Raw genomic sequence first — 13,641 nt, forward strand, 5'->3', positions numbered from 1 at the left:
TCGGCGACGAGCGCTCAATTTCCATGCCGTACCCCCAGAATTTGGCGTACCTCGTCGGCGCCGAGTGCGGGTCGTCCGGCGGTGGCGGCCAATCCGACCGCCCTGGCGACTAGTTGCGCATTGTCCTTCACCCGTTCACCGCGTGCGTAGGAAAGCGTGTCCTCCATCCCGACGCGCACGTGCCCACCCGCTGCGAGCGAGGTCAGCATCACCGGGATGCTCGTGCGGCCGACGCCGGTCGCCGAGAAGGTGGCGCCTTCGGGAAGCCGGGGCAGTGCCGCGACAAGGGTGGCCGCGTCTCCGGGCATACCGCCCGGAACGCCCATTACGAGATCCACGTGCACATGGCCGCCCGCCGGTGCGCCGTACTCGTCGAGCAGTCGGCGCAACGAGCTCAGTTGGCCTATGTCGAAAATCTCATATTCGGGCACGATGCCCCGCTCCTGCATCGCCCGGTGCAGATCCACGATGAACTTCCAGCGATTGAGGAAAACCTCATCACCGAAATTCACCGTACCCATCGTGCAGGACGCGGAATCCGGCATGGCCTCCAACACCCGCAGCCGATCGGACTCCGGATCGGTCACCGAACCGCCGGTGGAAAGCTGGATGACGAGGTTGGTCTCCGACCGCAGCGCCGCCACCGTCTCCCGGAGTCTGCCCAGGTCAAGGGTGGGTTTCGCGTCCTCGTCCCGGATGTGGACGTGGATCATCGCCGCGCCCGCCTGTTCGCAGTCCTTCGCCGTGGCGACCAGCTCGTCCAGCGTGACCGGCAGGTTCGGCACGGAGGCCTTCTCGTGCTCGGCGCCGGTCGGGGCGACGGTGATCAGGGTGCCTGCGGAAGCCTGGCGTGACTGCGTTGTCATGGCAGCGATCCTGACACACCAGTGACGCGGCGGAGCCCGGGAGTTTTCACCCGCCTGCCGTGGACGGAGTGTCCGACAATGCTCGGTGATGATCAGGAAAACTCCGATGCTGTTGGCGCTCTTGGTGATCGCCGGTTGCTCGCTGCCCATCCCCGCCGTCATCGGACCACCCGACCTGCGGGTGCCGGGCGGCACACTTGAGACGGCCCAGGCGGGTACGGCGCTGGCCGCCCTGCCCGTCCGCGAGGACTCCTCCCTGGCGGGCTACGAGCGCAGCTGCAAACAGGGCGATGCCTGCGTTTTCGGCCCGGCGTGGACCGACGACGTCGAGGTGGAGGGCGGCCACAACGGCTGCGGCACCCGTAACGACATCCTCAAACGCGACCTCACCGAGGTGCGGTTCAAGGACGGCAGCACCTGTGTCGTCACCGCCGGGCACCTCCGCGATCCCTACACGGGCGAGGAGATCGACTTCAGCAGCCGCCGCGGCAACGAGGTGCAGATCGACCACGTCGTGCCGCTGGCCGAGGCGTGGCGCAGCGGCGCCAAGGAGTGGACCGTGCAGCGGCGCACCGCGTTCGCCAACGACCCGCGCAATCTGCTCGCCGTCGCGGGGCCGACCAACCAGAGCAAGGGCGACTCCGACCCCGCGGAGTGGATGCCGCCCGCGGCGGCCTACCACTGCTCCTACGCGCGCATGGTGATCACGGTCAAGCAGGTGTACGCGCTGTCGGTCTCCGGGGCGGAACGCTCGGCGTTGCAGCGGGCGCTGAGCGCCTGCGGCTAACCGCGCAGCCGCTCCACGGCCGCCCGTCCCGCCTGCTTCTCCTGCTCGGCGGGCACTGAATCGGGATCGATCGCGGCAGCCGTGACGCGGTCCTCGGCACCTGCTTGCAGCTCCGTGTCCACCGCCACCGACTGCTTGACCAGCGCCAGCGCGATGTTGCCCAACTCGTGGTGCCGCACCGCGGAGCCGACCCGGCCCACGGTCCGGTCGCCGAGGGTGACCGGATCACCGGTGAGCGGCAGCGCCTCGGTGGAGCCGTCCAGGTGCAGCAGCACCATCTTGCGCGGCGGGCGGCCCAGGTTGTGCACCCTGGCCACCGTCTCCTGCCCGCGGTAGCAGCCCTTCTCCAGGTGCACCGCCCGCGGAATCCAGCCGACCTCCTGCGGAATGGTCTTCTCGTCGGTGTCCACACCCAGCCTCGGCAGCAGCGCCTCGACCCGCAGCGCCTCGTAGGCGAGGCTGCCCGCGGGGTGCACGCCCGCCGCCGACAGCCGCTGCCACCACTGCGCCACCTCGGCCCTCGGCACGAGGAGGTCGGCGGCCTGTCCGGTCGGCCACGGCATGCGCCGCACGAAGCCGCCACCGGGCAGCGGGTTGATCCCGTACGGCTCGGCGGGCAGTTCCAGTGCGGTGTCCACCGCGGGGCCGAGCAGGGAGATCACCGCGAACTCAGCCGTTGCGTCGCGGGGCTCGACCTTCGACCAGAACCGCATCTTGTCCAGGTAGGCCAGCAGATCCGCGACGTGGTCCGCCTCGGTGTCCAGGTACACGGTGCCGCCGGTGTTGGCGAGCACCGCGTGGTGCTCCACCCTGCCCTGCACCGTCAGCACCAGCGCCTCGGTGCCGAGATCGTCCGCCAGTTCGGTCAGGTGCTGGGAGGTCAGCGAGTGCAGCCAGGACAGCCGGTCCTCGCCGGGAATGGCCAGCACTCCGCGGTGCGAGCGGTCCACCATGATCGCCGACCGCGCGGCGGCGCGCTGCTCGGCGAACGGGTCGCCGAAGTGCCATGGCACCCCGGCATCCCGGCTGTCCTCGGGCGGCGGCACGGCGCCGGGGACGGCCAGTACCGGTGATGTCATGTCTGCTCCTGGCAGTTCTTGCAGGTACCGGACAGCGCGAGGTGGGTGGCGTCGAGTTCGAAGCCGGTCCTGCTGCGCAGCGTCGCGGCGAGGTCGTCGAGCAGGCCGGTGTCCACCTCGTCCAGTCGCTCGCAGCGGTGGCAGACCAGGTGGACGTGCTCGTGGGCCTGCGTGGAGTAGGTGGGGGCGCCGTGCCCGAGGTGGGTGTGCCGGACCAGCTTCAGCTCGGTGAGCAGGTCCAGCGCGCGGTAGATCGTGGTGATGTTGATCGTCGGCGCGGTCCGCTGGACGTGTCGGCACACCTGCTCCGGGGTGGCGTGGCCCAGTTCCCGGACAGCGTCCAGGACAAGCTGGCGCTGCGGCGTCATGCGCAGTCCGCGGGCGTGCAGCGTGCTCCGCAGCGCGGCCGGGTCCTGCTTCGTGGTGGCATCCACGACACCGATCGTACGAGCACCCCGCCACCCACGGGCGAGGCGATTGGCGTCATCCGTCCGGGTTAGGCTGCCGGCATGCGTGTTCTGGCCTGGCTCGACGGCTCTCTCGGCGACCCCGATGTCCCCCAGATCCCAGTGGACGACGTCGGCCTGATCCGCGGCGACGGCATCTTCGAGACGCTCCTCGTCGTCGACGGCAAGCCCCGCGAGCTCGCGGCGCACCTGGACCGGCTGGCCAATTCCGCCGAGATGATGGACCTCGCGCTGCCCGCGCGAGACGGCTGGGAACGCGCCGTGGAGGCCGCGCTCGGTGCCTGGCAGGGCGGCCGGGAGATGGTGCTCCGGCTGGTCTGCACCCGCGGCGCCGAACGCGGCTCGGAGCCGACGGCCTTCGCGCTGGGCTTCGAACTCGGCGAGACCCAGCGCAGGCAGCGCCAGGACGGTGTCGCGGTGCTCACCCTGGACCGTGGCCTGGCCCCCGACCTGCCGGACCGCGCGCCGTGGCTGTTGCTCGGCGCCAAGACGCTGTCCTACGCGGTGAACATGGCGGCCCTGCGGTACGCCACCGAACGCGGCGCCAACGACGTGATCTTCACGGCGAGCGACGGCTCGATCCTGGAGGGCCCGACCTCCACCGTGGTGGCGGTGGAGGGCAAGACGCTGCGCACCCCGCCGTCGAGCACCGGCATCCTGACCGGCACCACCCAGGCCGCGTTGTTCCGCGCCGCCGAGTCGGCGGGCTGGGCCACCAAGGTGGAACCGCTGGTGCTGGACGACCTGCTGGCCGCGGACTCCCTGATGCTGGTCTCCAGCGTCCGGCTGATCGCCCGCGTGCACACCATCGACGGTGTCCCGCTGGCCGACCAGGACCGCGCCATCGCGGTGCACCAGGAGCTCGTCGGGCTCTACGAATCCCTGTACTGACCCAGCCGCACGGTGCTGCCCGGCCTGGCCTGCGCCAGCAGCGGCAGCGCCGCGGCGGGCACCACCCCGAGCACCGGGTAACCCCCGGTCGTGGGGTGATCCGCCAGGAATACCACCGGCTGCCCGCCGCTCGGCACCTGGACCGCGCCGGTCACCACGCCCTCGCTGGGCAGCTCCGCCGCGGCGAACTCGGGCCGCCTGACCAGCGGATCACCCTGCAACCGCAGGCCGATCCGGTTGCTCTCCGCCGACACCGTCCACACCCGGTCGCCAAGCTGGGCGGCGGCGTCGGCGAACCAGTCGTCCCTTGGCCCGAGCACCACGGGGACCGTCAACTCGTCCGGCACCGCCGTCGGTGCCAACTCGTCCGCGCCGACCGGCAGCCCGCAGTGCTCCCCCAGCGGAAGCTCATCGCCCGCGGCCAGCGGCGCGGGGCCGATGCCGGACAGCAGGTCGGTGGACCGGCTGCCCAACTCCGGCGGCACCGCGATCCCGCCGGAGACCGCCACCATGCTGCGCAGACCACCCCGCGGCGTGCCGAGCCGCAGCTCATCGCCCTCGTTCAGGTGCAGCGGGCGGTGCGAGTCGGCGGTCCGACCGTTGACGGTCACGTCGATGGCGGGGCCGGTGACCGCGATCGTGCAGGAGCATTCGGCCCGCAGTCGCAGGCCGCCGAGCAACACCTCGAGGCCCGCGGCGGTCTCCTCGTTGCCGACCAGCCGGTTCGCCTGCACCAGCGCGGGCTGGTCCAGCGCACCCGAGGGCGGCACGCCCAGCGCGGCGTAGCCGGGGCGGCCGCGGTCCTGGATCAGCGCCTGCGGGCCGGGTCGCAGCACCGTCACCCGCCGCGCTGTCACGACCGCACCTCGAAGCGCACCCGGTCGCCCGGCGTCAGCAACGCGGGCGGCTCCCGGTGCGGGTCGAACAGCCGCTCCTCGGTGCTGCCGATCAGCCGCCAGCCGCCGGGTGACGAGCGCGGGTAGACGCCGGTGAACTCGCCCGCGATGCCCAGCGAACCGGCGGGGATGCGGGACCGCGGCGAGGCCAGCCGCGACTGGCGCAGCGGTTCGGGAAGTCCGGTGAGGTAACCGAAGCCCGGTGCGAACCCACAGAACGCGACTGTGTACTCCGCGCCTGAATGCGCCGCGACTACGTCCTCGACGGCCATCCCCGCCGTCTCCGCGACCAGGTCGAGGTCGGGCCCGTCGTAACGCACCCCGATTCGCACCACCCGGCCCGACCGAGGCGGCGCCGCGTCCAGGTCGATGCCGTTGACGGCGGCCCGCACCGACTCCAAGGCGCGCGGGTCGCGGGTGGTGATCAGGACGGTGCGTGCCGCGGGCACCAGTTCGACTACATCGGGCAGCTCGCCTTCGTCCACCGCAGCACGGAGACCGGTATGCACGGCTTGCGCCTGCGCCAGGGTGTCCACCTCGACCAGCAGCCCGTCGAGCCCGCACCGCAGCAGGCGCATCAGCCGACGATGCGTTGCAGCCGGGCGGAGATATGCGGCTGGAGTGGCTGTCCGACCATGGCGCGCTCCTCGACGTAGGCCAGGTCGCCGCCGTCGACGATGCCGTAAAGCCGCTGCGAGCCGGTGACCTCCTTCGCCGTGGAGGTGCGGGCCAGCGCGTCGGTGGTGATCTCCCAGGAGGTCTGGGTGCGGGCGGCGCCGTAGAAGAGCTCCATGATCCCGGTCGCGTGGGTGAGCAGCACCTCGACGCCGTCCTCACCCTGTGGGCGCCACCAGCCGACCTCGCGGGCGGCGGGGCGGATCACGCCGCCGTTCTCGTCCAGCAGCCAGGCCCGCGACTCGTAGGAGACGAACGGCCTGCCGTCGTGGGCGAAGGTGATCTGCTGCCCGTACCGGTAGGGCCCCTTGATCGTCGGGTATACGGCCTCGCCCTCGCCCCGCCAGACGCCGATCAGCGGCAGCAGCGAGAGACAGGCATCGTGCAGTTCCGGCCCGAGCCGGAGGTTGGCGGTGTCGCCCGGAATCGGCAGATCATCCCACTGGGGCAGGTTGCGGTCGCGGGTGCGCGCGGCGCGCTGCTCCGCGGCCTGGATGGCGGCATCGCCGCTGCCCGGTTCGGGCGTCTTGGTCGGTTCCCCCATCGTCAGCGGATGTCGCTGTACAGGCGGTACACGACGTAACCCGCGAACCAGGTGGTTCCCACGGCGGCCAGCACGATCAGACCAGTAAAGAACAGCTCCACCCGGCCAGGATACTGCGGGGGCGGGCCGCATCGGACGTCCCACCCCCGTTGCGGACATCACCCGCCGCAGCTCCAGCGCCCGGCGACGGACACCGCCCGGTGCAGCGCCTGCCAGGTGTCGGACCGGACCACTCCGTCGGCGGACAGCCCGACCGACTCCTGGAACCGGGTCACCGCCGCGACGGTGGCGGGGCCGTAGGCCTGCTCGACCTGCGGCACGCTCGCGCCGATGCGGTTGAGCAGTTCGCGCAGCGGCCCCATCAGCGTCTGATCCGTGTCGCCGGGCCGCAGCGTTTCTTCCGGCGGGTAGGTGCCCTCGGTGCGGCAGGGCGGCAGCACGCCGACCAGCGCCCGCCAGGTGTGCAGGTCGACCGCGGCGTCCGCGGGCGCGATGCCCGCCCGCCGCTGGAAGTCCAGCACCGCGAGTTCGGTGTCGGTGTTCAGATGCCCGGTGGCCTCGATCCGGTAGTCCCGGTCTGCCAGATTGAGCTGCAACCCGTACACCTCCGCCCGCACGTCGCCGCCGAACAGGTTCGGCAGTCGGTTGGCGAACGCGTGCGAGTCGTCGGCGAGCGCGCTGCCCGGCAGCAGCATGAGCAGCGACAACACCAACAGGACCGTGCGCATGTCTCCCCTTTCCTTCCGGCGCTGTTTCAGCGCCTACGGGAACAGAGGGGAGTCGAGGCTCCGCTGATACCGATCAACGGTGAAATTCACTCCAAAGCGAAAGGGCGGACCGGTCCCGATCCGCCCCTTCGCTTTTCGCCTGAATCAGGCCACCGACACCTGCACGCTGTGCAGGCCCGGACCTTCGGGGCTCACCGTGGCCTCACCATTGCCGGAACGGTGCAGCGCCCGGATGGTCCAGGTGCCCGGCGCGGCGAAGAAGCGGAAGTCGCCATCCTCCGAGGCGACGACCTCCGCGGTGAACTCGCCGGTGGAGTCCAGCAGCCGGACGAATGCGCCGCCCGCTGCCTGGTCACCGGTCACGACCTTGCCGGTCAGCACCGTCTCCTTGCCCGCGTCCACGTTGGCGGGCAGGGCGGCGGTCTGCTCGGGAGCTCCGCATCCACTCATCGTCAGGACTCCTTTCCAGTACCGAGCTCGATCGGCACGCCCACCAGCGAGCCGTACTCGGTCCACGAACCGTCGTAGTTCTTCACGTCCTGGTGGCCGAGCAGCTCACGCAGCACGAACCAGGTGTGGGAGGAACGCTCACCGATGCGGCAGTAGGCGACCGTCGCCCGGGAACCGTCCAGACCGGCCTCGCCGTAGATCTCGCGAAGCTCATCGTCGGACTTGAAGGTGCCGTCCTCGTTGGCCGCCTTGCTCCACGGCACGTTGATCGCCGAGGGGATGTGGCCTGCGCGCTGCGCCTGCTCCTGCGGCAGGTGGGCGGGAGCCAGCAGCTTGCCGGAGAACTCGTCGGGCGACCGCACGTCGACCAGGTTCTTGGTGTTGATCGCCTGCACGGCCTCGTCGCGGAAGGCGCGGATGCTCAGATCCTGCTCCTGCGCCTTGTACTCGGTGGCCGCGCGCTGCTTGACGTCCTTGACCAGCGGGCGGCCGTCGAGCTCCCACTTCTTGCGGCCGCCGTCGAGCAACTGCACCTTGTCGTGGCCGTAGAGCTTGAAGTACCAGTAGGCGTAGGCGGCGAACCAGTTGTTGTTGCCGCCGTACAGAATGACGGTGTCGTCGTTGCCGATACCCTTGGCGGAGAGCAGCTTCTCGAAGCCCTCGCGGTCGACGAAGTCACGCCGGACCTGGTCCTGGAGCTCCGTCTTCCAGTCCAAACGCACCGCACCGGGGATGTGACCGCCTTCGTAGGCGCTGGTGTCCTCGTCCACCTCTGCGATGACAACGCCGTCGGCGTCGAGGTTCTGCTCGACCCATTCGGCCGAGACCAGGACCTTCTCACGGCTCATCTACGACTCCTTGATCTCTTCGGATTGCTTCTTACTGTGGACGTGGCACGAACCGGGTCAGCAGCAGGTAGAGCTGGCAACCGAGGCAGAAGTTGAAGGCGGCGTTGAGGAACGCGGCGATCAAAGCGAACGCCGTCGCGGTCTGGCCGAGTGCGGTCAGGCCCGACAGGTAGCCGATGGTGCCCACGAGCGCGAAAGCGAACCCGACGCCCTGGGCGAAGCGGACGGGCGCGGCGTCCTCGCGGTCGGCGGTCGGCTTCAGCCGCGGCGCGAGGGTCTTGCGGTACAGCAGCGCGTACGGCGCGAAACGCAAGCCCGCGAACGCGCCGAGGGCGAACACCAGCGCCTGCGCGGCAAGCAACCACCCGCTGCCGGTCAGCAGCACGATGGCTAACACCGCGGTGGTGATCCAGGCCGCGAAGCGCGGGCCGCGCGGATCGACTGGGGGATCTGTTGACACAGTGCCTCCTGACGGGAGATGGGGGTTGACCGTCAGTGGCGGGAGCGGCGCCGTGGGCGCGCGAGAACTACCGCCGCGTCAGCGCGGCAGACACAGGCTGCTGTCGACGCGGCACAGATCGACTGCGCGTCGTTTGGTCAGCAGCTTGGACATGACCCGGAGATTACCGGACATCCGTTACTCCATGGGAGGGATGTTCGTCACCCGTGACCTCGGAATTAGCGTCGCGGCGCCGCTGTTCGGCCGGCTTCGGAAGGCGGTGATCGCGGCGCCGTCCGCCCGGCGTGAGCACTGCCGTGTTCATCCCTTACCTCCGGCCTGTCCGACACACCGACGGTAACGGCGAATGGGCGCGCGGTAACCGCCATGCGGGTTCATTGCGGAAGGTGGGCGCGCAGGGCGTCGAGTAGGGAAGCGGGTTGGGGCACCCCGGAAACCCGCAGCAGTTCCCGCCCGCTCGGATCGACCGCGATCGTGGTCGGCGTGCTCAGCACGGACAGTTCCCCGGCCAGCCGCGGGGATTCCGTGACATCAAGCTCGGTATGCGACAGCCCAGGGGTCTTCGCCGCGAGATCGGCCAGGACCACCCGGGCCTGGCGGCAGGGCGCGCAGAACGTGGTCGACACCTGGAGCAGCGTCACGCCCTCCGGCCGCACGGATACGACGTCGCGCACCGCGTCCGACAGCGGCGGCCCCTGATCACGCGCCGAGCGCACCCTGCCCTGCCGGGCGCGGTACAGCAGCCCGAGCACACCGGCCACCGCCAGTGCGCCGACAAGCATCGCCAACCCGGTCATCGCCTCAACTCCCTCAGCCCTCTCAACGAGGCGGCTGGGTCACTCCATTCCCACTGATCACGACATCGGTGGCCTCGCCCTCGACGACCAGGGTGCCGGTCTCCGCGCTGATCGCGGTCGGCGCGACCTTCAGCGGCAGCTGTCCGGGGTCCAGCTTCATGGCGAAGGCGGCCATCACCGAGCGCTGCACCTGCTCGGGCAGCGAGATCGTGCCGATCCCGTTCGGGTTGAGTTCGAGTTTCCGCGGGCTCACCACGACCTGCCCGTTGATGAGCGACACGGTGCCGTACACGGTCACCTCGGTTTCGGTGCCCGCCACATCGGTGGTGCCGACCAGCTTGATCTGCGCGGTCGTGCGGTCCTTTTCCTTTTCCGGCGCGGTGGTCGTGGTCGGGGCGTCCTTCGGCTCGACCAGTTCGTCCGGCTCCGCCGGTTCCGCGCCCGGCTCGATGCGCAGATCGGGAATGCCGATCAGCCTGCCGACGTCGGTGGCCCTGATCTTGACCTTGCCGACGACCTTGTCCACCCGCACCGAGGTCGGACTGGTCACCTCGGACAGCGGCAGCCGGGCGTGCAGCAGGTTGGCGTGCACCTCGACGTTGTGCAGCTGTCCGACGGCCAGGCCGCTGCTTTTGACCTCGATGTTGCGATAGTCACCCGACGCGGCCTGCCAGAGGAACGGGAAACCGTACACGCGGACGGCCGGATCGTCCTGAAGCCGCAGTTCCTCCCGCATCTTCTGGGAGAGCCCGTACTCGGCGGCGGCCGCCGCGCCGTAGTCGATCCCGATGAATAACCCGGTCAGTACCAGCAGGGAAATGATCAGTTTTTTCACAACTACCCGTCTCGTTCTTGTCGCGGGACGCCACCAGTGTCCAGGTTCTGGGCGGTGAGGTCCTTCTCGACCGGGTCACATAATGCTGCTACCCCTGTTTCTCTGCGTTAGTCTCGCCGATATCCGCAGGCAACGGCGTCGGGAGAGTCGTTGCGCGTGGCGGCCCCGACCCCTATCGAGGAGGTGGCCGTCTTTGAGCGTCGACCTACTGCTGCTCACCGCGGACCGGGATCCCGAGTCCGTACTTCCAGCCCTCGCGCTGTTGCCGCACAACGTGCGTCCGGTCGCCCCCGAGGTCTCCGCACTGCTCGACGCGGGCCCCTATGACGTCGTGCTCGTGGACGCTAGAGCCGATCTGGTCAGTGCGCGAAGCCTCTGTCGCCTTTTGGCAGGCTCTGGCACGGATGCGCCGGTCGTGGCGATCATCAACGAGGGCAGCCTGGTCGCGCTGAGCGCCGAGTGGGGCCTGGACGACATCCTGCTGCCCGCGGCGGGCCCGGCCGAGGTGGATGCCCGGCTGCGGCTGCTGCGTGCCCGCCGCTCCGCCGCCAAGCAGGCCGACGACACCGGTGTGGTGATCGGCGACCTGGTGATCGACGAGGCGACCTACACCGCCCGCCTGCGCGGCCGCGCGCTCGAGCTGACCTACAAGGAGTTCGAGCTGCTGAAGTACCTCACCCAGCACGCGGGCCGGGTGTTCACCAGGGCACAGCTTCTGCAGGAGGTCTGGGGCTACGACTTCTTCGGCGGCACCCGCACGGTGGACGTGCACGTACGGCGGCTGCGCGCCAAGCTCGGCCCCGAGCACGAGGGAATGATCGGCACCGTCCGCAACGTGGGCTACAAGTTCGTTCGTCCAGCCCGCGGCTCCTCGCCCCGCCGAACGAGCATGGCGGAGGCGGCAACCGAGCCCGCCCTCGATAGCGAAACCGACCGCGTGGTGTCTACCGACGACTGGCAGTCCATTTACCAAGCGCTTGATCAGGAGCTGTCTCCCCATCGTGACTAGATCGAGATAATGTCAGTGGGGTGACTCATCTGACATGGCGGAACGGCCTGGACCCGGCCGAGGCCGCCGAGGTGGTCGAGCTTCTGTCGGCCGCCGAGAAGCACGACGGCGTGGCCGCCGTCGGGGAGTCGGTCCTGCTGAGACTGGCCCGACACGGGCCCGCCGAGGTGCAGGTCGAACCCGTCCAGGGAGACGTCGAAGGCTCGGAGCACTACATCGCCCGCCTCCCGGGCGGAGTGCTGGCGGGCTACGCGCACTTGGACACTGCGGGCGACGCCGATGGCCGTCTGGTCGCCGAACTCGCAGTGCACCCCGAACACCGGCGCCAGGGTGTCGGCACGGCGCTGGTGACGGCGCTGACCGAGCGCTCCGGCACGCCCTCGGGCGCCGACCGGCTCCGGGTGTGGTCGCACGGCCTGGTGCCGGGTGCGGAGGCGTTGGCCGAGAAGTTCGGCATGCCCAAGGCGAGGGTGCTGCTGCGACTCGGTCGCTCGCTCGCAGGCGACCTCGGGGAGCCGAAGCTGCCCGAGGGCGTGCGGATCAGGACTTTCCGGCCGGGGCACGACGAGGCGGCGGTGGTCGCGGTCAACAACCGGGCCTTCTCCTGGCATCCCGAACAGGGCGGCTGGACCGAGAGGGACGTGCTGCTGCGCGAGGAGCAGGACTGGTTCGACTCCGAGGGCTTCCTGCTCGCGGTGGATCAGCGGGACCAACTGCTGGGCTTCCACTGGACCAAGGTCCATCCGACGAACGGCGCAGCGCCCGCGGTCGGAGAGGTCTATGTTGTCGGGGTGGATCCCGAAGCACAGGGCGGCGGACTCGGCAAGGCGCTTACGTTGGCTGGACTACACCACCTGGCGGGCCGTGGGCTGCCGAACGTGATGCTGTATGTCGAAGCCGACAATTCAGCCGCCGTCCGCGTGTATGGGTCATTGGGCTTCACCCAATTGGCTGCCGATTGTCAGTTCTCCTGGTGACGGTGCGTTGGTACATTTGGGTCACGGAATGAAAACGCGCAGGTCACGGGCATGATATGGACTCACTCGAACGGCGGTATGAACTACCACACCATGTGGCTTGTTCACCCTCAGTTCATCTGAAAACGCCCGTAAGTCAATCGCTGATCCCTAGCGTCCTACATGGCGGCCGGCAATGCCGCTAGACACCCCAGTCTTCGCTATCGGTGGAGGATTTCACGTGAAGACCAAGCGGCCCAGCGCGGTGCTAGGCCTCATCGCGGCCAGCGCCCTCGTTTTGACGGCCTGCGGCAGCGACAACAACCCCGGCACGTCCAACGCTGGAGGGAACGGCTCCAGCGTCGAGTGCAGCGGCAAGCAGCAGGTCACGGCCGAGGGTTCGTCCGCTCAGGCCAACGCCATGGAGGAGTTCAACGCCGTCTACACCGCCAAGTGTGCGGGCTACACGGTGTCCTACAACCCGACCGGCTCCGGCCAGGGCATCGCGCAGTTCACCGCGAAGCAGGCCGACTTCGGCGGCACCGACTCGCCGATGAAGGAAGCCGAGGTCGTCAAGGCCACCGAGCGTTGCGCGGGCAACCCCGCCTGGCACCTGCCGCTGGTCTTCGGCCCGGTCGCGGTTGCCTACAACCTCCCCGGTGCCAGCGGAATCGTGCTCAAGCCCGACACCGTGGCCAAGATCTTCACCGGTGCGATCGCCAAGTGGAACGACCCGGCCATCGCCAGTCTGAACAGCGGCGTCTCGCTGCCGGACAAGAAGATCACCGTGATCTACCGCGAGGACGAGTCCGGCACCACGGACAACTTCCAGAAGTACCTCAAGGCAGCCGCCAAGGACGCCTGGGGCAAGGAAGCGGGCAAGAAGTTCAACGGCGGTGTCGGTGAGGGCAAGGCCAAGTCGGCCGGTGTCGCCGGTGCCGTGAAGTCCACCGAGGGCGCCATCACCTACGTCGAGTCCTCCTTCGCCACCCAGAACAGCCTGGGCATCGCGAAGATCGACAGCGGTGCGGGCCCGGTCGAGCTGAACGACACCACCGCGGGCAAGGCCATCGCCGCGGCCAAGCTCAAGTCGGGTGCCAGCGAGCACGACATGATCCTCGACCTGGACGCCCTCTACGCCTCGAAGGAGGCAGGCTCCTACCCGCTGGTGTTGGTCACCTACGAGCTGGTCTGCTCCAAGGGCTACGACGCCGACACCGCGAAGGCGGTCAAGAACTTCCTGAAGATCGCCGCGAACGACGGACAGGCGAACCTCAGCAGCAGCGGCTACGTCCCACTGCCGGAGGAGTTCCGCAAGAAGGTACAGGCGTCGATCGACGCGCTTGCCTGATT

The 13,641-nt window shown here is 69.4% G+C and carries 18 protein-coding genes; 5 read left to right on the forward strand and 13 right to left on the reverse strand.

Translation table 11 applies throughout. The annotated features are described in order from the left end of the window. Positions 1-14: 14 nt before the first annotated feature. Positions 15-866, reverse strand: coding sequence for a beta-keto acid cleavage family enzyme (locus ACU6XJ_RS11700; RefSeq protein ID WP_476309679.1), 852 nt, complete (start codon positions 864-866; stop codon positions 15-17). Between the two features lie 106 nt (positions 867-972). On the opposite strand from ACU6XJ_RS11700, the gene ACU6XJ_RS11705 reads away from it, so the two are divergent. Further along, on the forward strand, positions 973-1,653 hold the full coding sequence (locus ACU6XJ_RS11705; protein WP_476309682.1) for an HNH endonuclease family protein: 681 nt from the start codon (positions 973-975) through the stop codon (positions 1,651-1,653). Here the strand turns inward: ACU6XJ_RS11705 and ygfZ are convergent. Then, entirely contained in the window at positions 1,650-2,732 is a 1,083-nt protein-coding gene (gene ygfZ, locus ACU6XJ_RS11710) for a CAF17-like 4Fe-4S cluster assembly/insertion protein YgfZ (protein WP_476309685.1), read from the reverse strand. The two genes, ACU6XJ_RS11705 and ygfZ, sit on opposite strands and share 4 nt — an antisense overlap. Further along, positions 2,729-3,100: a Fur family transcriptional regulator gene (locus tag ACU6XJ_RS11715; protein ID WP_476313950.1), complete on the reverse strand. Its 372-nt coding sequence runs from the start codon at positions 3,098-3,100 to the stop codon at positions 2,729-2,731. The genes ygfZ and ACU6XJ_RS11715 overlap by 4 nt, the downstream gene beginning before the upstream one ends. Before the next feature lie 141 nt (positions 3,101-3,241). Here ACU6XJ_RS11715 and ACU6XJ_RS11720 point away from each other — a divergent pair, with 141 nt between their 5' ends. Continuing rightward, the gene (locus ACU6XJ_RS11720; protein WP_476309688.1) at positions 3,242-4,090 is read left to right on the forward strand and encodes an aminodeoxychorismate lyase; all 849 of its coding nucleotides are present in this window, start codon (positions 3,242-3,244) and stop codon (positions 4,088-4,090) included. Here the strand turns inward: ACU6XJ_RS11720 and ACU6XJ_RS11725 are convergent. The 10 genes from ACU6XJ_RS11725 to ACU6XJ_RS11770 form a co-directional block, all read right to left on the reverse strand. Next, the gene (locus ACU6XJ_RS11725; protein WP_476313952.1) at positions 4,072-4,926 is read right to left on the reverse strand and encodes a 5-oxoprolinase subunit C family protein; all 855 of its coding nucleotides are present in this window, start codon (positions 4,924-4,926) and stop codon (positions 4,072-4,074) included. The two genes, ACU6XJ_RS11720 and ACU6XJ_RS11725, sit on opposite strands and share 19 nt — an antisense overlap. A 17-nt stretch (positions 4,927-4,943) precedes the next feature. Further along, positions 4,944-5,564, reverse strand: coding sequence for a 5-oxoprolinase subunit PxpB (gene pxpB, locus ACU6XJ_RS11730; RefSeq protein WP_476309691.1), 621 nt, complete (start codon positions 5,562-5,564; stop codon positions 4,944-4,946). Continuing rightward, the gene (locus tag ACU6XJ_RS11735) at positions 5,564-6,205 is read right to left on the reverse strand and encodes a heme-binding beta-barrel domain-containing protein (protein ID WP_476309693.1); all 642 of its coding nucleotides are present in this window, start codon (positions 6,203-6,205) and stop codon (positions 5,564-5,566) included. The genes pxpB and ACU6XJ_RS11735 overlap by 1 nt, the downstream gene beginning before the upstream one ends. Positions 6,206-6,363: 158 nt before the next feature. Then, a complete protein-coding gene (locus ACU6XJ_RS11740) occupies positions 6,364-6,933 on the reverse strand; it encodes a peptidoglycan-binding domain-containing protein (RefSeq protein ID WP_476309696.1) in 570 nt (189 codons plus the stop codon). A 144-nt stretch (positions 6,934-7,077) separates the two neighbouring features. Continuing rightward, positions 7,078-7,383: a DUF1416 domain-containing protein gene (locus tag ACU6XJ_RS11745; RefSeq protein ID WP_476309698.1), complete on the reverse strand. Its 306-nt coding sequence runs from the start codon at positions 7,381-7,383 to the stop codon at positions 7,078-7,080. A gap of 2 nt (positions 7,384-7,385) precedes the next feature. Further along, positions 7,386-8,231: a sulfurtransferase gene (locus tag ACU6XJ_RS11750; RefSeq protein WP_476309701.1), complete on the reverse strand. Its 846-nt coding sequence runs from the start codon at positions 8,229-8,231 to the stop codon at positions 7,386-7,388. A gap of 31 nt (positions 8,232-8,262) precedes the next feature. Then, positions 8,263-8,691, reverse strand: a complete 429-nt coding sequence (locus ACU6XJ_RS11755) for a DUF4395 domain-containing protein (protein ID WP_476309702.1) — start codon at positions 8,689-8,691, stop codon at positions 8,263-8,265. Positions 8,692-8,769: 78 nt separating this feature from the next. Continuing rightward, positions 8,770-8,865 carry a putative leader peptide gene (locus tag ACU6XJ_RS11760; RefSeq protein WP_476309705.1) on the reverse strand — a complete coding sequence of 32 codons (96 nt, stop codon included), beginning with the start codon at positions 8,863-8,865 and terminating at the stop codon, positions 8,770-8,772. A 200-nt stretch (positions 8,866-9,065) separates the two neighbouring features. Further along, a complete protein-coding gene (locus tag ACU6XJ_RS11765) occupies positions 9,066-9,488 on the reverse strand; it encodes a TlpA family protein disulfide reductase (protein WP_476309707.1) in 423 nt (140 codons plus the stop codon). 22 nt (positions 9,489-9,510) lie between these two features. Beyond that, positions 9,511-10,323 carry an LmeA family phospholipid-binding protein gene (locus tag ACU6XJ_RS11770; protein ID WP_476309709.1) on the reverse strand — a complete coding sequence of 271 codons (813 nt, stop codon included), beginning with the start codon at positions 10,321-10,323 and terminating at the stop codon, positions 9,511-9,513. Positions 10,324-10,516: 193 nt separating this feature from the next. Here ACU6XJ_RS11770 and ACU6XJ_RS11775 point away from each other — a divergent pair, with 193 nt between their 5' ends. From ACU6XJ_RS11775 to pstS, 3 genes are all read left to right on the forward strand, one after another. Further along, complete coding sequence (locus ACU6XJ_RS11775; protein ID WP_476309711.1) at positions 10,517-11,332, forward strand: winged helix-turn-helix transcriptional regulator; 816 nt, start codon at positions 10,517-10,519, stop codon at positions 11,330-11,332. Positions 11,333-11,352: 20 nt separating this feature from the next. After that, positions 11,353-12,309, forward strand: a complete 957-nt coding sequence (gene mshD, locus ACU6XJ_RS11780) for a mycothiol synthase (RefSeq protein WP_476309714.1) — start codon at positions 11,353-11,355, stop codon at positions 12,307-12,309. Positions 12,310-12,529: 220 nt separating this feature from the next. Then, complete coding sequence (gene pstS, locus ACU6XJ_RS11785) at positions 12,530-13,639, forward strand: phosphate ABC transporter substrate-binding protein PstS (protein WP_476309717.1); 1,110 nt, start codon at positions 12,530-12,532, stop codon at positions 13,637-13,639. Positions 13,640-13,641 lie beyond the last annotated feature (2 nt).

Source organism: Actinorectispora metalli, assembly GCF_056323685.1.